22 protein-coding genes are annotated in these 24359 nt (G+C 63.9%); 18 read left to right on the top strand and 4 right to left on the bottom strand.

Annotated features, from left to right (window positions below; all coding sequences use genetic code 11):
• Window positions 1–38 precede the first annotated feature (38 nt).
• Window positions 39–374, top strand: a complete 336-nt coding sequence (locus EB231_RS00240) for a hypothetical protein (RefSeq protein WP_172347085.1) — start codon at window positions 39–41, stop codon at window positions 372–374.
• 12 nt (window positions 375–386) lie between these two features.
• Here the strand turns inward: EB231_RS00240 and EB231_RS00235 are convergent, their stop codons facing one another.
• From EB231_RS00235 to EB231_RS00225, 3 genes are read right to left on the bottom strand one after another with little or no spacing between them, the layout of a single operon-like run.
• Window positions 387–3485, bottom strand: coding sequence for an efflux RND transporter permease subunit (locus tag EB231_RS00235; protein WP_281411428.1), 3099 nt, complete (start codon window positions 3483–3485; stop codon window positions 387–389).
• Window positions 3485–4561 (bottom strand): efflux RND transporter periplasmic adaptor subunit, encoded by a 1077-nt coding sequence (locus EB231_RS00230; protein WP_172347084.1) that lies wholly within the window; start codon window positions 4559–4561, stop codon window positions 3485–3487. Before EB231_RS00230 ends, EB231_RS00235 begins: the two co-directional genes overlap by 1 nt.
• Window positions 4558–5691 carry an efflux RND transporter periplasmic adaptor subunit gene (locus EB231_RS00225; protein ID WP_172347083.1) on the bottom strand — a complete coding sequence of 378 codons (1134 nt, stop codon included), beginning with the start codon at window positions 5689–5691 and terminating at the stop codon, window positions 4558–4560. Before EB231_RS00225 ends, EB231_RS00230 begins: the two co-directional genes overlap by 4 nt.
• 238 nt (window positions 5692–5929) lie before the next feature.
• Between EB231_RS00225 and EB231_RS00220 the strand changes: the two genes are divergently transcribed.
• Window positions 5930–7207, top strand: coding sequence for a 4-aminobutyrate--2-oxoglutarate transaminase (locus EB231_RS00220; RefSeq protein WP_172347082.1), 1278 nt, complete (start codon window positions 5930–5932; stop codon window positions 7205–7207).
• A 109-nt stretch (window positions 7208–7316) separates the two neighbouring features.
• On the opposite strand, the gene EB231_RS00215 is transcribed toward EB231_RS00220, so the two are convergent.
• On the bottom strand, window positions 7317–8570 hold the full coding sequence (locus EB231_RS00215; RefSeq protein ID WP_172347081.1) for an NAD(P)/FAD-dependent oxidoreductase: 1254 nt from the start codon (window positions 8568–8570) through the stop codon (window positions 7317–7319).
• A gap of 433 nt (window positions 8571–9003) precedes the next feature.
• Between EB231_RS00215 and EB231_RS00210 the strand changes: the two genes are divergently transcribed.
• From EB231_RS00210 to EB231_RS00135, 16 genes are all read left to right on the top strand, one after another.
• The gene (locus EB231_RS00210; protein ID WP_172347080.1) at window positions 9004–10293 is read left to right on the top strand and encodes an imelysin family protein; all 1290 of its coding nucleotides are present in this window, start codon (window positions 9004–9006) and stop codon (window positions 10291–10293) included.
• Window positions 10294–10404: 111 nt separating this feature from the next.
• Window positions 10405–10716, top strand: a complete 312-nt coding sequence (locus tag EB231_RS00205) for a (2Fe-2S)-binding protein (protein WP_140775518.1) — start codon at window positions 10405–10407, stop codon at window positions 10714–10716.
• On the top strand, window positions 10682–11167 hold the full coding sequence (bfr, locus tag EB231_RS00200; protein WP_115144684.1) for a bacterioferritin: 486 nt from the start codon (window positions 10682–10684) through the stop codon (window positions 11165–11167). The genes EB231_RS00205 and bfr overlap by 35 nt, the downstream gene beginning before the upstream one ends.
• 12 nt (window positions 11168–11179) lie before the next feature.
• Complete coding sequence (locus EB231_RS00195) at window positions 11180–12781, top strand: di-heme oxidoreductase family protein (protein ID WP_172347079.1); 1602 nt, start codon at window positions 11180–11182, stop codon at window positions 12779–12781.
• Window positions 12781–13860, top strand: coding sequence for an imelysin family protein (locus EB231_RS00190; RefSeq protein WP_172347078.1), 1080 nt, complete (start codon window positions 12781–12783; stop codon window positions 13858–13860). Before EB231_RS00195 ends, EB231_RS00190 begins: the two co-directional genes overlap by 1 nt.
• A 3-nt stretch (window positions 13861–13863) precedes the next feature.
• Entirely contained in the window at window positions 13864–14967 is a 1104-nt protein-coding gene (locus EB231_RS00185) for a DUF1513 domain-containing protein (protein WP_172347077.1), read from the top strand.
• Between the two features lie 97 nt (window positions 14968–15064).
• Window positions 15065–15742, top strand: a complete 678-nt coding sequence (gene tsaB, locus EB231_RS00180; protein WP_172347076.1) for a tRNA (adenosine(37)-N6)-threonylcarbamoyltransferase complex dimerization subunit type 1 TsaB — start codon at window positions 15065–15067, stop codon at window positions 15740–15742.
• Entirely contained in the window at window positions 15742–16236 is a 495-nt protein-coding gene (locus tag EB231_RS00175; RefSeq protein WP_172347075.1) for a GNAT family N-acetyltransferase, read from the top strand. The genes tsaB and EB231_RS00175 overlap by 1 nt, the downstream gene beginning before the upstream one ends.
• 130 nt (window positions 16237–16366) lie before the next feature.
• Window positions 16367–17167, top strand: a complete 801-nt coding sequence (locus EB231_RS00170) for a lysophospholipid acyltransferase family protein (protein ID WP_172347074.1) — start codon at window positions 16367–16369, stop codon at window positions 17165–17167.
• Window positions 17168–17242: 75 nt separating this feature from the next.
• Window positions 17243–18652, top strand: coding sequence for a tRNA (N6-isopentenyl adenosine(37)-C2)-methylthiotransferase MiaB (gene miaB, locus EB231_RS00165; RefSeq protein ID WP_172347073.1), 1410 nt, complete (start codon window positions 17243–17245; stop codon window positions 18650–18652).
• Window positions 18653–18787: 135 nt separating this feature from the next.
• Complete coding sequence (locus EB231_RS00160; RefSeq protein ID WP_019863063.1) at window positions 18788–19780, top strand: PhoH family protein; 993 nt, start codon at window positions 18788–18790, stop codon at window positions 19778–19780.
• Between the two features lie 18 nt (window positions 19781–19798).
• Window positions 19799–20305 (top strand): rRNA maturation RNase YbeY, encoded by a 507-nt coding sequence (gene ybeY / locus EB231_RS00155; RefSeq protein ID WP_172347072.1) that lies wholly within the window; start codon window positions 19799–19801, stop codon window positions 20303–20305.
• 27 nt (window positions 20306–20332) lie between these two features.
• Entirely contained in the window at window positions 20333–21427 is a 1095-nt protein-coding gene (locus EB231_RS00150) for a hemolysin family protein (protein WP_172347071.1), read from the top strand.
• Between the two features lie 15 nt (window positions 21428–21442).
• Entirely contained in the window at window positions 21443–21913 is a 471-nt protein-coding gene (locus tag EB231_RS00145; protein ID WP_172347070.1) for a VOC family protein, read from the top strand.
• A 200-nt stretch (window positions 21914–22113) separates the two neighbouring features.
• Window positions 22114–23703, top strand: a complete 1590-nt coding sequence (gene lnt, locus EB231_RS00140) for an apolipoprotein N-acyltransferase (RefSeq protein WP_172347069.1) — start codon at window positions 22114–22116, stop codon at window positions 23701–23703.
• A gap of 138 nt (window positions 23704–23841) precedes the next feature.
• Entirely contained in the window at window positions 23842–24261 is a 420-nt protein-coding gene (locus EB231_RS00135; RefSeq protein WP_172352762.1) for a helix-turn-helix domain-containing protein, read from the top strand.
• Window positions 24262–24359 lie beyond the last annotated feature (98 nt).

Here is a 24359-nt window from a genome sequence, read left to right as displayed (position 1 = left end):
TCTTCCTGTGCACAGACCAACCGTCTTCGGGGAATTCCATGGAGGAATGGAAGTTTGCAGATCCACCCAATGTCGCGGTGCTATCGGACAAGAGTATATTCAAATCTGACGACTGGATCGCACACGTTGTGCATGAAGCCGACGACGACATCTACAACGAAGAAGCTGGCAGTTGGCAATTCCACAGCAGCGACACGCGAGATTGGAACGAACGCGAGATAATGCTCGTCGGACTGCAGGAGGTGGTTCGGCGGGATGAAAGCATCTTGGCATTGGCGGATTTGCCGAAAGGTTGGCATGCCTGGCGCAGTTCCAAATCGTCGCCATGGCAGCGCGCCAAATCACTCCCTGTGCCGTCCAACGATAACGAGTGATACAGCAGGGTCTTAAGTCGAACCTTGCGCCAGTTCGCCGTTCTCCGGAACGGATGGTTCGTCCCCTTGCTTGGGCTCCTTGACCCTGAACCACGTCACATAAAGCGCCGGCAGAAACAGCAGCGTGATCGCCGTCCCCGCGATGATGCCGCCCATCATCGCATAGGCCATCGGTCCCCAGAACACTTCGCGCGCGATCGGGATCAGCGCCAGGCTGGCGGCGGCCGCCGTCAGCGCGATCGGCCGCATGCGGTGTTCGGTCGCCTCGATGACGGCCGTCCATCGGTCCTTACCCTCTCGGACGAGATCCTCGATCTGGACGATCAGGATGACCGAGTTGCGGATCAGGATGCCGATCAGCGCCAGCACGCCGAGGATGGCGACGAAGCCGAGCGGCGCGCCGCTCGGCACCAGGGCGGCCACCACGCCGATCAGCCCGAGCGGCGCCACCGCCACGACCAGGAACAGGCGCTGGAAGCTCTGCAACTGTACCATCAGGATGGTCGCCATGATGAACAGCATCAGCGGCACCACGGCCGCGATCGGCCCCTGGCTTTTGGCGCTTTCCTCGACCGAGCCGGCGGTTTCCACCGAATAGCCCGGCGGCAGCTTGGCGATGAAGGCATCCACCGACGGCTTCAGCTCGTTGACCACGGTGGCCGGCAGCGTGTCGCCCACCATGCCGGCGCGCACGGTGATCGTCGGAATGCGGTCACGCCGCCACACTGTCGGCTGCTCGAGGTCGTAACTGAAATTGGCCACCGCCGCGAGCGGGATGGCTTCGCCGGTGCTGGTCGGCAGCTGCATGTTCTGCAGCGTCCCGATCGAGCCGCGTTCGGCATCGCGTGAGCGCGCCACGACATTGATCAGATAGGTGGCGTCGCGCACCTGGGTGATGGTGGCGCCGCCTACCGTGCTGTTCAGCGCGCTGGCGATGTCGGAGGAGGTGATGCCGAGCTGGCGCGCCTTGTCCTGCAGCACGTCGACCCTCAGCACGCGCTGCGGCTCGTTCCAGTCGAAGGTGGGGGCTGCGAGTTTCGGATTGGCCGAGATGAGGCCGGCGAATTGCTGCGCCAACTCGCGCACGGTCTGGATGTCTGGTCCGCCGACGCGATACTGCACCGGACGGCCGACAGGCGGTCCGAGTTCGAGCAGTTTGACGAAGGCGTCGGTGCCGACAAATTCCTCGCGCAACAGCCTTTCCAGCGCCGGCTTGACCCGGTTGCGCGCCTCGAGGCTCTTGGTGACGATCACGGTCTGGCCGAAATAGGGGTTGGCCGGCTGCACATCATAGGCCAGCACGAAGCGCACCGCGCCTTGGCCGATATAGGAACTGAAATGGTCGATGTCGGGATTGCCGACCAGCGCCCGCTGCTCGAACCGTTCCATCTGGTCGCGCGTCTCGGCGATCGACGAGTTCTGTGGCAGGTTCCAGTCGACGATCAGCTCCGGCCGGTCGGACGGCGGGAAGAACTGTTGCTGGACGAGGCTGAAGCCGGCGATCGAGGCCGCGAACAACAGCACCGTGACGATGATGGTCAGCCAGTGCCGGCGCACCGAAAACACCAGCGCCCGCCGGAACAGCGAAGTGAATCGGCCAGGCTGGTCGTGATGCTTGGTCTTCATCGTCGCAGGCAGGATGGTTACCCCCAGCAGCGGCGCGAACAGCACCGCCACGATCCATGACACCAGCAACGACACGGCGATGACGACGAACAGGGTGAAGGTGTATTCGCCGGCGGCACTTGAGTTGAGGCCGATCGGGATGAAGCCGGCGACCGTCACCAGCGTGCCGGTCAGCATCGGGAAGGCGGTCGAGATGTAGACATAGGTCGCCGCCTTGCGCAGGTTGTCGCCAACCTCCAGCCGCGCCACCATCATCTCGACCGCGATCATGGCGTCGTCGACCAGAAGCCCGAGTGCGATGATCAGTGCGCCAAGCGAAATGCGCTGCAGCGAAATGCCGAGATACTCCATGACCGTGAAGGTGATGGCCAGCACCAGCGGGATCGACAGCGCCACGACGAAGCCGGCGCGCATGCCAAGGCTGATGAATGAGACAGCAAGCACGATGGCCACCGCCTCGAACAGCGCGCGGGTGAAGCCCGAGACCGCCTCCTCGACGATCACCGGCTGGTCGGCGACCAGATGCACGCCGACGCCGACCGGCAGGTCGGCCAGCACCTTGTTCATCTCCCTGTGCAGCGCCGCGCCGAAATCGAGCAGATTGGCGTTGGGCTTCATGCCGATGGCGAGCGCGATGGCGTCCTGGCCGTTGAAACGGAACAGTGCCGTCGGCGGATCGACATAGCCGCGTGTGATCGTTGCCACGTCGCTCAGCCGGAAGAAGCGGTCGTTGACGCGCAGATTGATGGCACGCAGGCTCTCTTCGGACGTGAACTGGCCGTCCACGCGCACGCTGATGCGCTCCGGTCCGGACTGGATGACGCCGGACGGCGTTATCGCGTTCTGCGCCTGCAGGCTGGCGACGATCGCCTGCTGGTTGAGGCCAAGGGCCGCGATCTGGCGCGTCGAGAATTCCAGGTATATGGCCTCGTCCTGCGCGCCGACGAGGTCGACCTTGCCGGCATTGGGCACGGTCAGGATTCTTGTGCGGACGTCCTCGACATAGTCGCGCAATTGGCGCGGCGTCAGCCCGTCCGATGTGAAGGCATAGATGTTGCCGTAGACATCGCCGAAGCGGTCGTTGAAGAACGGCCCCTGCACGCCTTGCGGAAACTGCGCCTTGATATCGTTGACCATGTTGCGCACCTGAAGCCAGTTCGGCACGACATCGCGCGCCCTGGTGGTGTCCTTCAGGTTGACGAAGATGACGGTCTGGCCGGCGGTGGTGACGGATCTGGTGAAGTCGAGGCTGTCGAGCTCCTCGAGCTTCTTCTCGATGCGGTCGGTCACCTGCTGCACCGTCTCCTTGACCGACGCGCCCGGCCAGTTGGCCTGGATGATCATCGTCTTGATGGTGAAGTTGGGGTCTTCCTCGCGGCCGAGATTGAGGTAGGAGAATATGCCGGCCACCACGAAGACCAGCATGAAATACCAGACCATCGAGCGGTGGCTGAGCGCCCAGTCGGAGAGATTGAAGCCCTTCATCAGACGCCGCCCTCCGGCACTCTAACCTTCTGGCCTTGGCTCAGGCTATGGACGCCCGCGGTGACCACGCGCATGCCGGCCTCAAGTCCCTCGGCCACCGTGAAGGTGCCGCCATTCCTGGAAGCGATCTTGATGTCGCGCGTGCTCACGCTCGACGTCCGCGGGTCGACGATCCAGACTTTGTCGGAACCGTTCTTTTCGAACAACGCCGACATCGGCAGTTCGATCGTTGGCGCCACCTTGGTCACGCGGGTCGCCGTTATCGTCGAGCCGAGCCTGAAGGCCTGCGGCGGATCGGTGAGCGTCAGCCGCACGCGCCGGGTGCGCGTCGACCCCTCCGCCTGTGGCGCGATCTCGCGCAGCTTGGCCTCGGTGTGGATCGTCGGCAGCGATTGCAGGATGACCTGGAACGGCGTGCCGGCGGTGAGATCGCCGATCAGCTGGTCGGGAATGTCGATCACCGCTTCGCGCAGGTCGGAGCGCGCCACGGTGACGACTGTCTGGCCTGCCGAGACCGTCTGCCCGACCTCGGCGCCGACCGCGGTGACGACGCCGTCGAAGTCGGAGAACAGCCTGGCATAGCCAAGCTGTTCCTGCGATTTGGCCAGCGAAGCCCTGGCTCGCTCGACGCTGGCTTCCGCAGCCTCGCGTGCCTGCTGCGCGGCATCGAAGACGGCCTGCGAAGCGTTGGCCGAGGCTAGCAGCTGGCGCTGGCGCTCCTCGCTCGCCGCGGCGTTGGCGAACTGTGCCTCGGCATTGGAGAGCTCTGCCTTGGCCGCTTGCACCGCCAGCTCCAGCGCGGTCGGGTCGAGCGCGGCGATCGTCGTGCCCTTGGTGACGAGGTCGCCGACCTTGACGTCGCGCGAGACGACCCGGCCAAGCAGACGGAAGGCAAGGTCGGCGCTGACCTGCGGCTCGACCGAGCCGGCGAAGCCGAAGGTCTCGATCGTGCGCGGCTCGACCACCACCGAAAGCACCGGCCGGATGATCTCCGGCGGCTTTTCTTCGGATTTCGAGCAGGCGGCGAGCGCGCCAAGCGCGAACAGGCCGAGCACAATTCGTGGCAGCCGGTTCATTGGCCCGCCCCCGATATCTCCACCGTCTGGCCGGGACTGAGTAACTGCCCGCCCGCGGTAACGACACTCTGGCCTTCGTTCAGACCGCTGGCGACGACGACCGTGCCTGAATCGAAGGCCAGCACCTCGATCGGCGTCGTCGACACTGCCTTGGTCGCGGGGTCGACAATCCAGACGGCCGGCCTGCCGGCACTGGACGTCAGTGCCTGCCAGGGCAACAGGATCGCCTTCGCCGGCTTGGCGCTGACCGAGCCGATCACGGCCGCCCCTAGCGGCATGCCGGCCGGCGTGTCGGGAATGCCGACCCTGACCCGGATCGAACCGGAGGCCTGGTCTACCACCGGCGAGATTTCGCGCACCTTGCCTGTTGCCCGGACCTGCGGATCAGCCAACAGCGTGATCGTCACCGCCGGCGAGGCCGGCGTCCTGGCGACCAGCGTCTCCTGCACGTTGAACACGGCGTCACGGTCTCCGTCCTCGGCGACGGTGAAGACGGCTTGCGCCGCTTGCACCACCTGGCCGGTTTCGACCTGGCGGGCGGTGATGACGCCGGGCGCGCCCGCCTTGAGCTCGGTGAAGGAGAGGTTTTGCTGGGCATTGGCGAATGCGCTCTGCGCGGCATCGACGCTGCCTTGTGCCACCTTCATCGCCTGGTCGGCGGCGTCATAATCGCGCCTGGTGGTGAAGCCTTGGGCGAGCAGCGTCTTCTGCCGCTGGAAGGCGGCGGCGGACTGGGTCAACTGCGCCTGCGCCGCATCGAGATCGGCTTGTGCGGAGCGCAGATCGGATTCCTGTTCCTGTGGATCGATGCGGGCCAGCACCGCGCCCTGGTCGACATGCTGGCCGACATCGACAAACCGCTCGGCGACGCGGCCGCCGACCCGAAACGACAGATTGTTCAGCGTGCGCGCCGCGATCACCCCGGTCAGCGAGGTCCTCGGTGCGTAGTCGGCCATCGCCACCGTTTCCGCGCGCACCATGACCGGCAGTTTCCTGGCCGCCGCTTCCTGCTTCTGGCAACTGGCCAGCAGCAGGGCGGCTGCGCAGACGCAGACTGCCGAGGGAAAAGACAAGAGGCTGGAGGTTTTGACGGATGGCGGCGAGACGGACGATGTCGCGTTCCTGCTCATGGGCTCCCCCAGCCGCGGGCTGCTCGCTGACAGCGATGCCTCGCCGATATCCGGAGGATAATCGATCCCCCGAAAAAGGAAACCGTTCTCGTACCTGTATCGCCCGACTGGTTAAGGGCGGAGATCTGCTCGTCGCAGGCCCAATCGCCATCCGGTGGTGCCGACTTGAGGAAAACATGAAATAAGGTCAGAAGACATCTGATCAACGAGAATGGGCGCCGGCCCGATGAGGGATATCATGAAGAATTCAGCCATTTCCGAACGCAAGAACCAGTCGATCTCGCGCGGCGTCGGCATGACCACGCAAATCTACGCCGACCGGGCTGAAAACTCGGAGATCTGGGATGTCGAGGGCCGCCGCTACATCGACTTCTCCTCCGGCATCGCCGTCGTCAACACCGGCCACCGCCACCCCAGGGTGATCGAGGCGGTCAAGGCGCAGCTCGACCGCTTCACCCACACCTGCCACCAGGTCGTGCCGTATGAGAGCTATGTCAGGCTGGCCGAGCGGCTGAACGCCATGCTGCCCGGCAAGTTCGAGAAGAAGACCATTTTCGTCACCACCGGCGCCGAGGCGGTCGAAAATGCCATCAAGATCGCCCGCAACGCCACCGGCCGCCAGGCCGTCATCGCCTTTGGCGGCGGCTTCCATGGCCGCACCTTCATGGGCATGGCGCTGACCGGCAAGGTCGTTCCCTACAAGGTCGGTTTCGGCGCCATGCCGGGCGACGTCTACCATGTGCCGTTCCCAGTGGCGCTGCATGGTGTCTCGGTCGCCGATTCGCTTGCCGCGCTCGACAAGCTGTTCAAGGCCGACGTCGATCCGGCCCGCGTCGCCGCGATCATCATCGAGCCTGTCCAGGGTGAGGGCGGCTTCTACGACGCGCCCCGTGAACTCCTGACCGCTCTGCGCAAGCTCTGCGACCAGCACGGCATGCTTCTGATCGCTGACGAAGTGCAGACGGGCTTCGCCCGTACCGGCAAGATGTTTGCGATGGATCATCATGAGGTCGCTGCCGACATCACCACCATGGCCAAGAGTCTCGCCGGCGGCTTCCCGCTGTCGGCGGTCACCGGCCGCGCCGAGATCATGGATGCGCCCGGCCCTGGTGGCCTCGGCGGCACCTATGGCGGCAGCCCGATCGGCGTCGCCGCGGCTCACGCCGTGCTTGACGTGATCGAGGACGAAAAGCTGTGCGACCGCGCCAACACGCTTGGCGCGCGGCTGAAGCAGCGCCTGCAGTCGATTCGCGACGACGTGCCCGAGATCGTCGATATCAGGGGCCTCGGCTTCATGAACGCGGTCGAGTTCAACGACGTCAAGAAGGGCCTGCCCTCGGCGGAGATCGCCAACGCCATCCGGCTGAAGGCACTCGACAAAGGCCTGATCCTGCTGACCTGCGGCGTCTACGGCAACGTGATCCGCTTCCTGGCGCCTATCACCATCCAGGACGAGGTCATGAACGAAGCCCTCGACATCCTGGAAAGCTCGATCCGCGAAGTCTGCGTTGCCTGAGCGTTCTACCTCCCCCTCGTGGGGAGGTCGGACCGAAGGTCCGGGTGGGGGGCTTGGCGCTGACCCCACCCCGCTGCTTTGCAGCGACCCTCCCCACAAGGGGAGGCATCTAGCCCGCGGCCCTTGCCGGCTCGTCCTGCTGAAACGCGGCCAATGCCGCCTTGAGCCCCTCGGGACCCATGGCGACCGTTTGCGGCGTCGGCGAGAAGCCGGCACCGAGCATCTTGCGGCCAAGCATGTGGTCGCCGGGGCGGTTGACGGATTCGATGCCGAGCAGCCGGTCGCCGGCATAGTGATAGATGGAAAACTTGTTGTCGGGCAGGTCGCCCAGCACGACATGGCTGTCGCCGCCGGCGGTCAACCCGACCATCTGCAGCTTCATGTCGCCAATATCGGACCAGAACCATGGCACCGCCGAATAGGCGTCCGCGTGACCGGTGATCGTGCGGGCCGCGAGCCGCGCCTGGTCGGTGGCGTTCTGTACCGATTCCAGCCGTACGTCGCCGCCGGTGAACCAGTGCCGGTAGGAGGCGGCGTCGCCGACGGCCAGGATCTCCGGCACCGAACTGCGCATCTGGTGGTCGACGCGGATGCCGTTGGCGATGGCAAGGCCGGCTTCCTGCGCCAGCTCGACATTTGGCACTGCGCCGATGCCGACGATGACCATGCGCGCCGGCAGCCTTTCGCCTGACGAGGTGATCGCGGCCACGACATGGCCGTTTTCGCCTTCGAGCCTTGAAATCGAGGTGCCGGTCAGGATGCGTACGCCGGTCGCCTCCAGCCGCTGGCGGACATGGCTGGCCACCACGGGCGCCACCGCGCGGCCAAGCAGCCGGTCGACCGCTTCCACCACGGTCACCGTGCGGCCGGCCGCGCGCAGCGTCGCGGCGATCTCCAGTCCGATAAAACCGCCGCCAAGGATGACGACATCCTCGCTGCTTGCGCTGATCTCCCGGATCAGCCGTGCGTCGGCCAGCGAACGCAACGACAAAACGCCGGACAGGTCCGAGCCCGGCAGCGGCAGGACGCGCGGGCGCGACCCGGTCGCCAGGATCAGATGGTCAAAGGCAAGTTCGCCGCCGCCTGATATCTCCAGGCTGCGGCGGCCGGCATCGATACGCTCGATCCGGGTGCCCGGCCGGTAGTCGATCGCGTTGCCGGTATAAAAGGCCTCGCCACGCAAGGGTTGCGGCTTGGCCTCGGCATCCTTGATGAAGGTCTTCGACAGCGGCGGTTTGTGGTAAGGCAACTCGTTCTCGTCGCCGACGAGGATCACCGGCCCGTCATAGCCGTCCTCGCGCAGACTGGCGGCCGCCTGCACGCCCGCATGACCCGCACCGACAATGACCACACCGTTCTTCATCGCATTCCGATCCCGATTCGATCCTAGGGCGTCTGGCCAAGTGGCAATTGTCTGGCGCCGCCGCAAGAGAGCGTTTGCGGGTCGCACCCGGGATGACGGCTGTCAATCGTACAGTTCGGCGGTAAAGCCGGTACAGTCGAGGCGTAAAGTTGACATTCGTAGTTTAGAATAATTCTAAACTATTGTTTCAATTGGCTTTTCCAGACGATTTTCGTTGACTTCCATGGACGTCGAAGCTTTATGGAAGCCTGCGCGTTAGCGCATCCCTTTGATGTCTGGGCCTTGAACCCGTTCGATTGGAGGCATTTTGGTGTCTTTCTTCCCCGAACCGCGCGATCGCGTGGCAAGTCTTGCGCCCCACGGCATCGACATGGCCTGGCGCCGGCTGCCGCACGCGCCGTTTATAGAATTTCCAAAAAACTGGAGAGCGATAATGACAGCACGATATGGCGGCAGGCTTGCAGCGATTGGCGCCACGGCACTGCTGACGGCGGCGGTGTTTGTGCTGCCGGCCAAGGCGGAAACCGATGCGAAATCGGTCATCAAGACCTATTCAGACATCGCGCTTGCCAAGTATGAGGATTCGCTGACCACGGCCCAGGCCCTCGACAAGGCGGTCGACGCGCTGCTTGCCAATCCGTCCGCTGACACGCTCAAGGCCGCTCGCGACGCCTGGAAGGCATCGCGCGTGCCTTACCAGCAGACCGAGGTCTACCGCTTCGGCAACAAGATCGTCGACGATTGGGAAGGCAAGGTCAATTCCTGGCCGCTGGACGAAGGCCTGATCGATTATGTCGCCAAGAGCTACGGCACCGAATCGGATGCGAATTCGCTCTATACCGCCAATGTGATCGCCAACAAGGAAATCGAGATCAACGGCAAGAAGGTCGATGCCTCGAAACTGTCGCCGGAATTCCTGTCCGGCACGCTGCAGGAGGCCGGCGGCATCGAGGCCAATGTCGCCACCGGCTATCATGCCATCGAATTCCTGCTCTGGGGCCAGGATCTGCACGGCACCGGCCCGGGCGCCGGCGAACGCCCCTACACCGACTACGATCTCAAGAACTGCACCGGCGGCAATTGCGACCGCCGTGCCGAGTATTTGAAGTCGGCCAGCACGCTTCTGGTTTCGGACCTGCAGGAAATGGTCGGCAACTGGAAGGAGGACGGCGCCGCGCGCAAGGCCCTCATCGATGAAGAGCCGAACACCGCGATCTCGGTCATCTTCACCGGCATGGGCTCGCTGTCCTATGGTGAACTGGCCGGTGAGCGCATGAAGCTCGGCCTGCTGCTGCACGACCCGGAGGAGGAGCACGACTGCTTCTCCGACAACACCTACAATTCGCATCTCTATGACGCGATCGGCATCCGTGCTGCCTACGTCGCCAGCTATACCAGGCTCGACGGCACTGTCGTTTCCGGGCCTTCGGTGCATGACATGGTCAAGGCTGCCGATCCGGCGATCGACAAGGAACTGTCCGACAAGCTCGATGTGACCGTCGCCAAGATGGAGGCGATCAAGACGCGGGCCGAGGCCGGTGAGGCCTATGACCAGCAGATCGCTGAAGGAAACAAGGAAGGCAACGCCACCGTGCAGGCGGCGATCGACGCGTTGGTCGACCAGACCAAGTCGATCGAACGTGCCGTTGGCTCGCTGAAACTCAACGCCATCGCCTTCGAAGGGTCCGACAGCCTCGACGCGCCCGACAAGGTGTTCAAGTAAGACCGAACCTGGTGCGTGGTTCCGGAGCCTGACAATTGGCTCCGGAAAGGGCTCCGGGACCAATCAAGCCACACGGCGCGGAAGGCGCCGTCAGCCATCCGAGCACTGTAAATGCTGATCTGCCATTGCAATATCATCACGGAGAGGGAGATCGAGCAGACGATCATCGGGCTGCTGGACCAGGACCCTTGGCAACTTATCGTGCCGGCAAAGATCTATCACTCGATGCAAAAGCGCGGTCGCTGTTGCGGCTGCTTCCCAAATGTGGTGGAAACGATCATTCGGGTCACCGAAAATTACCACGCCCGCTCGGAGGCGAGCGGCGTGGATGTCGTTTCACATCTGGATCGCGTCAGAGGCCTGCGCATCCAATACGGGAGCAGAACCCATGAAGGGCGAAAGTCAGATCATCGAGCGGCTTAACGAGGCTCTTTTTCTGGAGCTTGGAGCCGTCAACCAATATTGGGTGCATTTCCGTCTGCTGGAGGATTGGGGATACACCAAGCTGGCAAAGAAGGAGCGGGCCGAATCGATCGAGGAGATGCACCACGCCGACAAGCTCATCGCGCGCATCATCTTCCTTGAAGGCCATCCGAACCTGCAGTCCGTGGCGCCGCTGCGCATCGGGCAGAACGTCAAGGAAGTGCTCGAATCCGACCTCGCCGGCGAATATGACGCGCGCACTGCCTACAAGCGTTCGCGCGAGATCTGCCACGAGGTGGGCGATTACGTAACGATGAAACTGTTCGAGGATCTGCTGGCCGACGAGGAAGGTCACATCGACTTTCTCGAGACGCAGCTCGACCTGCTCGCCTCGATCGGCGAGGAGAAGTACGGCCAGCTCAACGCCGACTCGGCCAACGAGGCGGAGTAAAGGCATGCGGGAATGCGGCGCCTCTTAGAATTCCTGCGCCGCTCGCGGCGGGCCGCCGGCTCGCCGCTTCTCCCGAAAAGACCAGCCGGACCGGCTTGTCGGCGCTCTACCATTCTTGTCCTGGCACTAACATCGTCCGCGATTGCGGGTGACCTTCAGCCAGCCGGCCTTGCCACCACGCGCGGCGACCTCGATGTCCGGGATCAGACGCGGGTCACCGCCGTCACCAGGCCGACCACGGATTTCTCCAAACCCGAGCCGTTCGAGCTGATGCAAGGTGGCGCCGGCACGTCCGAGAAGGACGTCAGCCGCGACGCCTTCTCGCAATCCTCGGCCAACATCACCTTCGAGGAAGAGGGCACTTTCAAGCTCGGCAACGCCTTGTTCCGCAAGAACTGGGTCTCGTCGCCATCCTCGACGCAGGCGTCGGACGGGCTTGGTCCGCTGTTCAACGAGCGCGCCTGCCAGAACTGCCATCTGAAGGACGGCCGCGGTCGTCCGCCGCAAGGCGATACCGGCACCACCTCGATGTTCCTGCGCCTGGCGCGGGACGCCGGCAGCGCCGAGGAAAAAGCGGCGATCGCCAACCGCCAACGGCTCAATTTTCCCGACCCGGTCTACGGCACGCAGTTGCAGGAGCTGGCGGTGCCCGGCCTGCGCGGCGAAGGCCGGATGCGCGTCGACTATCAGGAACGTAAGGTGGAACTGACGGATGGCACCGTGGTTTCCCTGCGCAAGCCCGATTATTCCGTCACCGATCTCGCCTATGGGCCGCTCGATCCGCATACCACGCTGTCGCCGCGTCTGACGCCGCCGATGATCGGCCTTGGCTTGATCGAGCAGATCGCGCCGGCGGACATTCTGTCCCACGCCGATCCGGACGACCGCGACAATGACGGCATTTCCGGCAGGCCCAACATCGTGCTCGACGGTCCGAGCGGCGAGTTGACGCTTGGCCGTTTCGGCTGGAAGGCGCAGACCGCATCGATCCGGCAGCAGGCCGCGGATGCCTTTGCCGGCGACATCGGCATTTCGACGCCGGAAGAACCAAGACATTGGGGCGACTGCACCGCGGCGCAGGCAGAATGCCTCGCAATGCCGAATGGCGTGCAGGCGCGCCTCGGTCCGGTCGAGGCGCCGACGCCGGTGATGGATCTCGTCACCTTCTATTCGCAGAACCTGGCCGTGCCGGCACGCCGCGATCTCGCTGCGCCTGATGTGCTCGCCGGCAAGAAGGTCTTCTATGCAATCGGCTGCGTTTCCTGTCACACGCCGAAATTCGTCACCCGCCGCGATGCGCCCAACAAGGCGCAGGCCTTCCAGCTGGTCTGGCCCTATTCCGACTTCCTGCTGCACGACATGGGTCCTGGCCTGGCTGACGGCCAGGCGGTAGGCGATGCGACGGGCAGTGAATGGCGCACCCCGCCGCTGTGGGGCATCGGCCTCACCGAGACCGTCAACGGCAATTCCTTCTTTCTGCATGATGGGCGCGCGCGCAGCCTGACCGAGGCGATCCTGTGGCATGGTGGCGAGGCGCAGAAGGCGCGCGACCGCTTCACCGCCGCCAATGCGGCCGAGCGCGATGCGCTGCTCAAATTCCTGGAGTCACTTTGATGCTGAAGCGTTCCGCGCTGGTTCTCGTTCTTCCGCTGGTTCTGCTGGGCGTTTTCCCGGCATCGGCGGCGGTGAAGGCCTCCGACATCATCCAGCAGGCGATCGACGGCTTCGTCCGCCCGGCCTATGCCGATTTGCACCAGCATGCCGAAACCTTGACGAAGGCGATGCAAAAGCTCTGCAAGGCGCCTTCTCAAGGCGAGCTCGACGCGGCGCGGACCGAGTTTTCCGCCACGGTCCATGCCTGGTCATCTGCCGAGATCATCGGTTTTGGACCGATCAAGGAGAACAATCGTCTGGAGCGCATGCTGTTCTGGCCGGACCGCAAGAGCATCGGCCTCAAACAGGTGCAGGCGGCCTTGTCGGACAAGGATCCGGCGGCCACCGATCCGGCACAGCTTGCCGGCAAGAGCGTCGCCATGCAGGGGCTCGGCGCGCTGGAGTTCGTGCTTTTCGGCGACGGCGCCGATGCGCTGACGGGTAAGGATGATCCCTATCGCTGCGCCTATGGAGCGGCGGTTGCCGGCAATATCGAAACCATGGCTGGCGAGGTTAGCGCAGCCTGGAACAAGCCGGACGGTTTTGCCGCACTCTGGTCCAATCCCGGGCCGCAGAACGCGCTCTACCGCGACGGCAACGAAGCGGTGACCGAACTGGTCGGTGTCTTCATCAACGAGCTGGAGATGGTCCGGGATGTCCGCCTGAAAGGTTTCCTTGGCGGCAAGCCCGAGGCGGACAAGCCGAAGCAGGCGATCTACTGGCGTTCGCAAAACACCACCAATTCGCTGGCGGGAAATCTCGCCGGCATCGATGCGCTGTTCCAGGCCTCCAAACTTGGCGATGCGCTGTCGCCCGATGCGCGCTGGATAGCGGAGTCGATCCATATCCAGCTGGTCAACGGTGTCGCCACCGCGAAATCCGTCTCGGGTCCGATCGACAAGGCGCTCGCGGACCCGGCACTGCGCGAAAAACTCGAGCATTTCGCCCTGATCACCTCCAGCCTCTCGACCCTGATCGGTACCCGGCTGACCGCCGAATTCGGCCTGACCGCAGGCTTTTCGTCGCTCGATGGAGATTGATCCTTGAAAACGCCGCTGATCGATCGTCGGGATTTCCTGAGAGCCGCGGGCATCGGCTTTGCCGTTGCGATGACGCCGTCCGCCTGGGCAAGGACGCTCGCTGCCGACGCCGTCTTCGCCACCGCTTTCGTCAAGCGTGACGGCAGTTTTGGCGCCGCCGTCCTGTCCGAGGCCGGCAAGGTGCTGCATGCGATCGACCTGCCCGATCGCGGCCATGATGTCACTTTCGATCCCATCTCGAAGCGCTCGGTGGTCTTCGCCCGCCAGCCCGGCACCTTCGCCGTGGTTTTCGATCACAGCGGGCGCGACGCCCCGCTGACCATCGCCAGCGTCACCGGCCGGCATTTCTTCGGCCATGGGGTGTTCTCGCCCGACGGCGCCCTGCTCTATGCCACCGAGAACGACTTCGACAACGCCGCCGGCGTCGTCGGCATCTACGACGCGCGGGCGAAGTTCATCCGCATCGGTGAATTCCCGACTTACGGCATGGGTCCGCACGAGCTTCTGCTGCTGGGCGATGGCAGGACGATCGCGGTCGCCAATGGCGGCATCGAGACCCATCCCGATTATGGCCGCGCGGAACTCAACATCGCCACCATGAAGCCGTCCTACGTGCTGATCGATCGTGTCACCGGCGACCTGATCGAGAAGCATGAATTGGCGGCTTCCTTGCACCAACTGTCGATCCGCCATATGGACACCGACCAGGCCGGCACCATCTGGTTCGGCTGTCAGTATAGGGGGCCGGGCACCGATCGTCCGCTGCTGGTTGGTCGCGCCGCGCGCGGCAAGGATTTGCAGTTGCTCGACATGTCGCCGGACGTGCTGTCCGGCTTTCGCAACTACATAGGCTCGGTCGCCGCCAATCCTTTAGCCGGCACCGTCGCCGTCTCGTCGCCGGAAGGCAATTCGCTTGCCGTGATCGACGTGGCGAGCGGCAGGGTGGTCTCGACCAGTGCGCTGGTCGAGGTCTGCGGCCTGGCGCCGGACGGATCTGGCTTCATGGCAACCACCGGCGCCGGCGAGATCATCGAGGGCAGCGGCGTGACACGGTCGGAACCGGACTATGTCTGGGACAACCACATGCTGCGCATCGAACAGGTTTGACGGCGCCCTGGCGGAAGCGAAGCCGCTTGACAAATTATGCTTGCGGTGGCGCGCCTTGGCGGGCACAGGGAAGTTGTTTTTCGGAACCGGTCGTTTCATGAAAGTGCTTGCCATCGACTGTGCCGCCAGCCTCTGCGCCGCCTGCGTCTACGACGCGGCGGCCGGGCGGGAGCTTGGCCGCGTGGTGCTCGATCTCGGCAAGGGCCATGCCGAGCACCTGATGGCCGTCATCGCCGAGGCGCTGAAGGCGGGCGCGACCGACTATCCCGGCCTTGGCGCCATTGCCGTCTCTGTCGGCCCAGGGTCCTTCACCGGTCTGCGCGTCGGCGTGTCGACCGCGCGCGGCCTGGCGCTGGCGCTGAAAATCCCGGCGATCGGGGTGACGACGCTCGAGGCACTGGCCGCCGAGGCGGCAGCGGCATTTCCCGGCCGTGCCGTGCTGGCGGCGCTTGATGCCGGTCGCGAGGAAATCCATGCCGCGCTCTACGACGAAATGTCAGGTTTGGCTTACGGTCCAGCGGTGACCACATTGTCGGAAGCCACTGCCCTGGCGGTGGAGAACCTTGCGGTGCTTGCCGGCACCGCGGCGGTGCAGATCGCCGCATCGGCGGGTCGGATTTCCGACATCGGGCCTCGGACGGCCACCGCCGACATCATCACATACGCCCGTCTCGCCGTCGCCAAAGGCGAGGGTGAAAGGCCAAAACCACTTTACCTGCGCGGCGCCGATGCAAAGCCGCAAGCCGGATTTATTCTTTCAAGGCAACAAAATTAATGCGCATACCTTTCTTACAGCCGCGGCGCCGGGACTATGCACTCGAACCGCTCAGGATCACCGACAGCCCTGCGGTCTCGTTGCTGCATCGCGAGGACTTTGTCCGCCCGTGGACCGATGGCGAGTTCGCCGCTTTGCTCGGACAGGACACCGTGTTCGGTTATGCCGCGCGCGAAACCGGGCAGGGTGCCAAGCCACCCGTCGGCTTCGTGCTGGCCCGGCTGGCCGCCGGCGAGGGCGAGATCCTGACTGTCGCGGTGGCGCGATCCCATCGCCGCCAGGGATTGGGCTGGCAGTTGATGGACGCCGTGTTGCGCGAACTGCATGTGCAACGCGCCGAAGCGCTGTTCCTGGAGGTAGACGAGACCAACGTCGCCGCGATCGCCCTGTACCGTCGGCTGGGCTTCCGCGAAGTCGGCAAGCGCCCGGACTATTACAAGTCGCCCGATCGCGGGCCGACCGGCGCGCTTGTCATGCGCCGCGATCTTCGCTAGCCAGACGCCGCATGACCCCGAAAATCGGTTCCGATTTTCGGAAAGGATCGTGCGTCGAAATTAAAGCATTACGGCGTCCTTTGCGCGTCCAAGAGAACGCGCGGCGCTGTAATGGCAGGATCAGGACAGCATGATCGGAAAAATCAGGATTTTCCTGGCCCTGGGCCTTGTCGTCGCCGGTTCGCTGGTCCTGGTGCCGCTGCAGATCCTGTCGATGAAGACCGGCTGGTGGCCGGAAACCTTCATCCTCAAGATCTGGCACAGGCTTGTCCTCAGGGCGCTCGGCATGCGCGTCCATGTCAAAGGGGGCCTGTCGGCCAAGCGCCCGTTGCTCGTTGCCTCGAACCACATCTCCTGGACCGACATCATGGCGCTGGGCTCTTTTGCCGATGTGAAGTTCATCGCCAGGGCCGATATGGAAGGCTGGCCGCTGATCGGCATGCTGTCCAAGCTGCAGCGCACCGTCTTCATCGAGCGCGAGCGCAAGCGTTCCTCCGGCGACCAGGCAAGCGAGATCGCCAGCCGCATGGCCAAGGGCGACGCCATGGTGCTGTTCGCCGAGGGGTCGACCGGTGACGGCAACGTTGTCCTGCCATTCAAGAGCACGCTGTTCGGCGCTGCCTCGATGGCGATTTCGGAGGGAGCGGCCGAGCAGGTGTTTATCCAGCCGGTGGCGATCGCCTACACGCGCCTGCATGGCGTGCCGCTCGGCCGTCGGCACCGCCCGATCGCGGCCTGGATCGGCGACGAGGATCTGATGCCGCATCTCAAGGTGCTGATGGCGGAAGGCGCGCTCGACGTCGAAGTGCATTTCGGCGAACCGGTCGCCTTTGCGAAGGGTTCGAACCGCAAGGAAACGTCGAAGCTGATGGAAAGCCATGTGCGCGGGATGATGCAGGCGGCACTCGCCGATCCGCGCCCAAGCCGCTAGCCCCGACATGCGCCTTGGGGGCGCACGCCGAGAATCGTCTGTTTTTTGTCACGGAAAGGCGTTAGAAGCCGCCGGATGGACTTGAACACGATTGAAAGCGACGACATCGGCACGGTGGCCGGACAGCCGGCATCGCTCGCCACGGCAGCGAAGAAGGTCTTCATCAAGACCTATGGCTGCCAGATGAACGTCTATGACTCCCAGCGCATGACCGACGCGCTGGCCGCCGACGGCTATACCGCGACCGATGCCATCGGCGAGGCCGATCTGGTGCTGCTCAACACCTGCCATATCAGGGAGAAGGCGGCCGAAAAGGTCTATTCCGAGCTCGGCCGCATCCGCGACATGAAGGCGGAGCGCGCCATTGCCGGCCGCGAACTGCTGATCGGTGTCGCCGGCTGCGTGGCGCAGGCCGAGGGTGCGGAGATCATCAGGCGTTCGCCGGCCGTCGACCTTGTTATCGGGCCGCAGACCTATCACCGCCTGCCCGACGTGCTGGCTAGAGTGCGCGGCGGCGAGAAGATCGTCGAGACCGACTACGCCATCGAGGACAAGTTCGAACACCTGCCACAGCCCAAGCGCGCCGAGGTGATCAAGCGCGGTGTCACCGCCTTCCTCACCGTGCAGGAAGGCTGCGACAAGTTCTGCACCTTCTGCGTCGTGCCCTATACCAGGGGCTCGGAAGTTTCGCGGCCGGTGGCGCAGATCGTCGCGGAAGCCGAGCGCCTGGCCGAAGCTGGCGTGCGTGAGGTGACGCTGCTTGGCCAGAACGTCAATGCCTGGCACGGCCAGGGCGGGAACGGCGAGGAGTGGGGCCTTGGCCGGCTGCTGTTCCGGCTGGCTGAAATCCCCGGCCTGGCCCGGCTGCGCTACACCACCAGCCACCCGCGCGACATGGATGACGAACTGATCGCGGCCCACCGCGACCTGCCGTCGCTGATGCCTTATCTGCATCTGCCGGTGCAATCGGGCTCCGACCGCATCCTGAAATTGATGAACCGCAGGCACACGGCCAGGGATTATCTGGCGTTGCTCGATCGCATCCGCGCCGCGCGCCCCGATATCGCCTTGTCCGGTGACTTCATCGTCGGCTTCCCCGGCGAGACGGAAGCCGATTTCGAGGCGACCATGGAACTGGTGCGCCAGGTGAACTACGCTTCGGCCTTCTCGTTCAAATATTCGCCGCGCCCGGGCACGCCGGGCGCCGACATGCCTGATCATGTGCCGGAAACGATCAAGGACGAGCGCTTGCAGCGCCTGCAGGCACTGCTGCTGAAACAGCAGCAGGATTTCGGCTTGAGCCTTGTCGGCAGCACCATCGACACGCTGATCGAGAAGCCTGGCCGCCAGGCTGGTCAGAAGGTCGGCCGCTCACCTTGGCTGCAGCCCGTTATTGTTGATGAAAAGGCCGGCGAAATCGGTGACATTATCCAGGTGCGAATCACGAAGACGGGCTACAACAGCCTGTTCGCCGAGTTGGCCTGATGCATGTCGCTCAAAAGTGATCCCGGTTCTGGGACACGACATGCATAGCCACAGACCTCGGCAGATGAGGAGAGACGGTTGAGCGCAGCAGAGCTGAAGAACCTGCCCCCGGTACCGGCATCTGGGGCTTCTGACATGGCGCACATCGTTCTGACTTTCGACAACAACAAGCTTGCCAGCGCCCTTTACGGTCAGTTCGACGAGAACCTCGCCCGGCTCGAGCAGAAGCTCGGCGTCGATATCCGCTCGCGCGGCAACCAGCTGACCATCAAGGGGTCAGCTTCGGCCGCCGAGCAGGCACGCCGCGCCTTGGACAATCTCTACGGGATTCTGCAGAAAGGCGTCGATATCGGCCAGTCCGATGTCGACGGTGCCGTGCGCATGGCGGTCGCCGCCGACGATCAGCTGACGCTGCCGACGCTGGAGCGCAAGGGCAAGGTCTCCGCCGCCCAGATCGCCACCCGCAAGAAGACCATCTATGCCCGCTCGTTGAACCAGGACGCCTATATGCGGGCGCTCGAGCGCTCCGAACTGGTATTCGGCATCGGTCCGGCCGGCACCGGCAAGACCTATCTGGCGGTGGCGCATGCGGCGATGCTGCTCGAGCGCGGCATGGTCGAGCGCATCATTCTGTCGCGGCCGGCCGTCGAGGCCGGCGAGCGGCTGGGCTTCCTGCCCGGCGACATGAAGGAGAAGGTCGATCCTTATCTGCGGCCGCTCTACGATGCGCTTTACGACATGATGCCGGCCGACAAGGTCGAGCGCGCCATTGCCGCCGAAGTCATCGAAATCGCACCTCTTGCCTTCATGCGCGGCCGTACCTTGGCGCATGCCGCTGTTATCCTCGACGAGGCGCAGAACACCACGCCGATGCAGATGAAGATGTTCCTGACGCGTCTTGGCGAGAACTCGCGCATGATTGTCACCGGCGATCCGACCCAGATCGACCTTCCTCCGAGCACCAAATCGGGCTTGGTCGAGGCCTTGCGTGTCCTCGACGGCGTGGCCGGCGCGGTAACCGTGCGCTTCAACGATGTCGACGTCGTTCGCCATCCGCTGGTGGCGGAGATCGTCAGGGCCTATGACCGCGATGCCAAACTGGCGCGGGGCCTCGGCGCGGAGAATTGATTTCAGCGATGCGGCTTCATGCCTGAGGACAATTTATCCGGCGACGGGAGCCCTTCGGTGTCCGTCGACATCGATATATCGGTCGAAGCGGGCGACTGGCCCGATGAGGCAAGCCTGACGCGGCTGGTCGATCGGGCGGTTGATGCTGCTTTCGCCGAGACCGGCGTGGCTGGTCGTTCCGAGCTCAGCGTCGTTTTTTCCGACGACGCCCATATCCGTACGCTCAATGCCGGCTGGCGCGGCAAGGACAAACCCACCAACGTCCTGTCTTTCCCGGCTTTTCCGCCCGTGCCCGGCGGCCCACTGCCGCCGATGCTGGGCGATATCGTGCTTGCCGCCGAGACAGTGACGCGCGAGGCGGCACTGGAAGACAAGCCCCTGGAGAACCATATCACCCATCTCGTCGTCCATGGCCTGCTGCATTTGCTGGGCTATGATCACGAGACCGACGCCGAGGCCGAGGCGATGGAAGCCATCGAGCGCGCAGCCCTTGCAAGGCTTGCCATTCCCGATCCCTACGCGTAACTACATCTGACAATTGACCGGACGACGATGAACGACAAACCAGAGACTGCCGCCCGCCCCGACGCCGGCAGTGCGCCCAAGGCTTCCGATACGTCGGAAGAGGGATCAAGTCCGAGTACCATTACCCCTGGTGTTGCCAACACCGGCAGCGCTGCCGGCGAGTCTTCGCCTGCCGGCCCCTCCCTGTTCGACCGCGTTTTGGGCCTGTTCAGGCAACGCAACGGCACCAGCCTGCGTGAGGAAATCGCCGGCGCGCTGGCCGAGACGGCTAGCGACGTCGAATCCTTCTCGCCTGGCGAGCGCGCCATGCTCAACAACATCCTGCGGCTGCGCGAGGTGCGCGTCGAGGACGTCATGGTGCCGCGCGCCGACATCGAGGCGGTCGAGATCGCCACAACGCTCGGCGACCTCTTGGGCACCTTCGAGCAGTCCGGCCATTCCCGCATGCCGGTCTATTCCGAGACGCTCGACGATCCGCGCGGCATGGTCCATATCCGCGACGTGCTGGCCCACATCACCAAGCTCGCGCGCGTCAAGAAGGGCCGCACGACCAGAAAGACCCCCGTCGCCACGCAACTGGATCTCGCTCAGGTCGACCTCGCACGCACCATCGGCGAGCTCAATCTGATCCGCCAGGTTCTGTTCGTGCCACCATCGATGCTTGCTTCCGACCTGATGGGCCGCATGCAGACGACGCGCACGCAGATGGCGCTGGTCATCGACGAATATGGCGGCACCGACGGACTTGTGTCGCTCGAGGATATTGTCGAGATGGTCGTCGGCGACATCGAGGACGAGCATGACGATGATGAGCCGATGATCACCCAGGCCGGGGACGGCGTGTTCATCGTCGACGGCAAGGCCGAGATCGACGACGTCGCCAAGATGATCGGCGAGGACTTCGCGGCAGGCGAGCACGGCGAGTATGTCGACACCATTGGCGGCATGATCTTCAACACGCTCGGTCGCGTGCCGACGCGTGGCGAGGTGGTACAGGCCATTCCGGGCTTCGAGTTCCATGTGCTCGATGCAGATCCGCGCCGCGTCAAGCGCGTGCGCATCGTGCAGAGCCAGAAGGGCGAGCGCCGCCGGCGGGCCACGGCGCGCACCGAACAAGCCTGAACGGTTCGGCTCTCGATGACGATCGACGACCCGTTCAGGCACGCAAGTCTGGGTTCCGGCGTCTTCTACAGGGATCCCCGCGCAGCGCTGGCATGGCTCGAAGCGGCTTTCGGCTTTGAGCCCAGCATGGTGGTGACCGATGCCGCGGGAAAGCTCGTCCACTCCGAGATGCGGTTCGGCGATTGCTACATCATCGTCGATTCCGAATGGAGCGATTATGTCGCGAGTCCTGCATCGGTGTCGGGCAAGAACACGCAGTCGGTCTATGTCAGGCTCGTGGGCGCGCTGGATGCGCATTGCGAGCAGGCGCGCGCGAGCGGCGCCGAAATAATCCAGGAGCCGGCGGATCAGTTCTACGGCGAACGCCAGTATCGGGCGCGCGATCCCGAGGGTCATGTCTGGACCTTCACTCAGCCCAGCTGTTCCGTTTCCCGCGAAGAGGCCGAGCGGCTGAGTGGCCTGCGCATCGACGGCTGGCACCGTTAGTGGGCGTCGCCCAGAAGTGACCTCGGTTTTGGCAGAACGACATGCATAAAGAACAAAGACCTGAAGCGTGTCGCATGAATCTGTTTCGACGCGGCGCGTTTTAGAGCGGCGGTCGAGGCATCCCGGCCGATCGGCCGTTTGGAGCGCAGGCCGCGGCCTGATAAATCTTGCGTCCTGATTCGCGCGACTCGGAAGTATGCATGGAGCGCCTTGCCGGCCGGATAATTCTGCTTTGGGGTTGGCGGCGCGCGCTCGTGGCCTTTCTTGCCGGAGCGCTGACGGTGCTTGGGCAGGCGCCCTATGATTTCTTCGCAGCCTGCTTCATCTCGTTTCCGGTGCTGGTCTGGCTGCTTGATGGCGCGACGGGCGAAGCCTCCGGCAGCCTGTTCCGGCGCCTGCGGCCGGCCTTCGCCGTCGGCTGGTGGTTCGGTTTCGGCTATTTCCTCGCCGGTCTCTGGTGGATCGGCTCGGCGCTGCTGGTCGAGGCCGATGATTTTGCCTGGGCGCTTCCCTTCGCCGTGGTCGGTATTCCCTTCGCTCTCGCCTTTTTCTATGGCTTCGCAACGATGGTTGCCCGCCTGCTGTGGAGCAGCGATATCGGCCGCATTGCCGCCTTGGCCTTCGGCTTCGGGCTGACGGAGTGGCTGCGCGGCTTCCTGTTCACCGGTTTTCCCTGGAATGCGATCGGTTACGCGGCAATGCCCGTGCCTCTCCTGATGCAGAGCGTCTCGGTGACCGGCATGATCGGTATGAATGCGCTTGCCGTGTTCCTTTTTTCGCTGCCCGCGTTGCTGGCGGCGCGCCGGCATCTTCGCCTGGGCGCGGCGCTGTTCATCCTGCTTGCTGCGGCCCATGTCGGGTTCGGCTATGTCAGGCTTGCCGCTCCTGAAAAGCCGGCGCAGCGCAGCCTTGATGTCCGCATCGTCCAGCCTGCCGTCGACCTGTCGGAAAAATGGGACGCCTCGGTGCGCGATCGCATCTTCGCTACCTTGCTGGGCCTGTCCGCCAAGGCGCCGGACCCCGGTCACGGTAAGCCGCAACTCATTCTTTGGCCGGAAACCTCGGTGCCATTCCTCTTCACCGAGCGTCCAGATGCGCTGACGGCGCTGGGCGACATGCTGGCCGATGGCCAGATGCTGATCGCCGGCGTCGTTCGCGAGGAAGGCGGCTCCGCGGCCGCCGACAGCCGTTATTACAATTCCGTGGTGGCGATCGACGACAAGGGCGAAATCACCGATGCCGTCGATAAGGTCCATCTGGTGCCGTTCGGCGAATACCTGCCTTTCGCCGACCTGCTCAACCGTTTCGGCATCGCACAGCTTGTTGCTGGGCCGGTGACGTTCGCAGCCGGCAACGAGCGGCACGCCATCACGCTGCCTGGCGGCATCCGAGCCCTGCCATTTATTTGTTATGAGGTGATCTTTCCGGATCTTGTGGCGGTTGACGCTCCGTCAGCGCAGCTTATTGTGAACGTTACCAATGATGCCTGGTTTGGGGACACGCCAGGACCTTATCAGCATTTCAGACAAGCCCAGATTCGCGCGGTGGAGAATGGATTGCCCTTGCTGCGTGCTGCCAACAACGGCATTTCGGCCGTCGTCGATCCACACGGACGCATCGTCGATGCGCTGGCGATCGACGCGCGCGGCGCCATCGATGTGAAGGTGCCGATTTCCGGACAGACGGTCGTTTCCTCGGGCCAGCGGCGCATTAACGGAATGCTGATCATGTTGCTGTTTGCGGTGGTGGGGGTGCTGCTGAACGTAAGGCAAAGGCTACGGGTGAATTGACAGTCGACACATTAGAAACTCATACTGTACTGCCTGAAAAATTCTCAAAGCCGGTGGATCGTTCTGTTGGGGCAGTCGCCCCGGCTTTGTTTGGGTGGAAAAAAAATCACAAAGCCGAAAAAATTCGGCGAGGAAAATATGACAGAAGAAAACAAGAAAAAACCGAATCCCATCGACATCCACGTTGGAAGTCGCGTCCGGCTTCGGCGCAACATGCTCGGAATGAGCCAGGAGAAGCTGGGCGAGAATCTCGGCATCACATTTCAACAGATCCAGAAATATGAAAAGGGCACCAACCGCGTCGGCGCCAGCCGCCTGCAGGCGATTGCCTCCATACTCGGCGTGCCCGTCGCCTTCTTTTTCGAGGATGCGCCGGGCCAGGAGCCCACGGCCAATCGTGGCTTTGCCGAGGATGCGTCGATGGCTTTCGCCGTGGAATTCTGCGGCAGTCCCGAAGGCCTTCAACTCAACCGGGCCTTCGTCAAGATCGCCGACGTCAAGGTACGCCGCAGGATCATCGATCTGGTGAAGTCGCTCGCCGCGGACGACCTCGACTGACGCTCAATGCGCCTGCCACCGGCGGCATCCGCCGCCGGTGGCACAAGATATTGACATCGACAGTCGTGCCAGAATGGCGGCAACGCTTGACGAGCGGC

Source organism: Mesorhizobium sp. NZP2298, assembly GCF_013170825.1.
Lineage (GTDB): Bacteria > Pseudomonadota > Alphaproteobacteria > Rhizobiales > Rhizobiaceae > Mesorhizobium.
The sequence above is the reverse complement of the archived record's forward strand: the minus strand, read 5'-3'. Positions and strand labels throughout refer to the sequence as shown.

Bases quoted from the DNA above. Each gene is read 5' to 3' on its own strand.
- lnt (WP_172347069.1), top strand. From the start codon at position 22,114: ATGGAGCGCCTTGCCGGCCGGATAATTCTGCTTTGGGGTTGGCGGCGC.
- EB231_RS00205 (WP_140775518.1), top strand. From the start codon at position 10,405: ATGCTGATCTGCCATTGCAATATCATCACGGAGAGGGAGATCGAGCAG.
- miaB (WP_172347073.1), top strand. From the start codon at position 17,243: ATGGACTTGAACACGATTGAAAGCGACGACATCGGCACGGTGGCCGGA.
- EB231_RS00195 (WP_172347079.1), top strand. From the start codon at position 11,180: ATGCGGCGCCTCTTAGAATTCCTGCGCCGCTCGCGGCGGGCCGCCGGC.
- EB231_RS00160 (WP_019863063.1), top strand. From the start codon at position 18,788: ATGGCGCACATCGTTCTGACTTTCGACAACAACAAGCTTGCCAGCGCC.
- EB231_RS00190 (WP_172347078.1), top strand. From the start codon at position 12,781: ATGCTGAAGCGTTCCGCGCTGGTTCTCGTTCTTCCGCTGGTTCTGCTG.
- EB231_RS00170 (WP_172347074.1), top strand. From the start codon at position 16,367: ATGATCGGAAAAATCAGGATTTTCCTGGCCCTGGGCCTTGTCGTCGCC.
- EB231_RS00210 (WP_172347080.1), top strand. From the start codon at position 9,004: ATGACAGCACGATATGGCGGCAGGCTTGCAGCGATTGGCGCCACGGCA.
- ybeY (WP_172347072.1), top strand. From the start codon at position 19,799: ATGCCTGAGGACAATTTATCCGGCGACGGGAGCCCTTCGGTGTCCGTC.
- EB231_RS00220 (WP_172347082.1), top strand. From the start codon at position 5,930: ATGAAGAATTCAGCCATTTCCGAACGCAAGAACCAGTCGATCTCGCGC.
- EB231_RS00225 (WP_172347083.1), bottom strand. From the start codon at position 5,691: ATGAGCAGGAACGCGACATCGTCCGTCTCGCCGCCATCCGTCAAAACC.
- EB231_RS00240 (WP_172347085.1), top strand. From the start codon at position 39: ATGGAGGAATGGAAGTTTGCAGATCCACCCAATGTCGCGGTGCTATCG.
- EB231_RS00215 (WP_172347081.1), bottom strand. From the start codon at position 8,570: ATGAAGAACGGTGTGGTCATTGTCGGTGCGGGTCATGCGGGCGTGCAG.
- bfr (WP_115144684.1), top strand. From the start codon at position 10,682: ATGAAGGGCGAAAGTCAGATCATCGAGCGGCTTAACGAGGCTCTTTTT.
- EB231_RS00145 (WP_172347070.1), top strand. From the start codon at position 21,443: ATGACGATCGACGACCCGTTCAGGCACGCAAGTCTGGGTTCCGGCGTC.
- EB231_RS00235 (WP_281411428.1), bottom strand. From the start codon at position 3,485: ATGAAGGGCTTCAATCTCTCCGACTGGGCGCTCAGCCACCGCTCGATG.
- EB231_RS00230 (WP_172347084.1), bottom strand. From the start codon at position 4,561: ATGAACCGGCTGCCACGAATTGTGCTCGGCCTGTTCGCGCTTGGCGCG.
- EB231_RS00175 (WP_172347075.1), top strand. From the start codon at position 15,742: ATGCGCATACCTTTCTTACAGCCGCGGCGCCGGGACTATGCACTCGAA.
- tsaB (WP_172347076.1), top strand. From the start codon at position 15,065: ATGAAAGTGCTTGCCATCGACTGTGCCGCCAGCCTCTGCGCCGCCTGC.
- EB231_RS00150 (WP_172347071.1), top strand. From the start codon at position 20,333: ATGAACGACAAACCAGAGACTGCCGCCCGCCCCGACGCCGGCAGTGCG.
- EB231_RS00135 (WP_172352762.1), top strand. From the start codon at position 23,842: ATGACAGAAGAAAACAAGAAAAAACCGAATCCCATCGACATCCACGTT.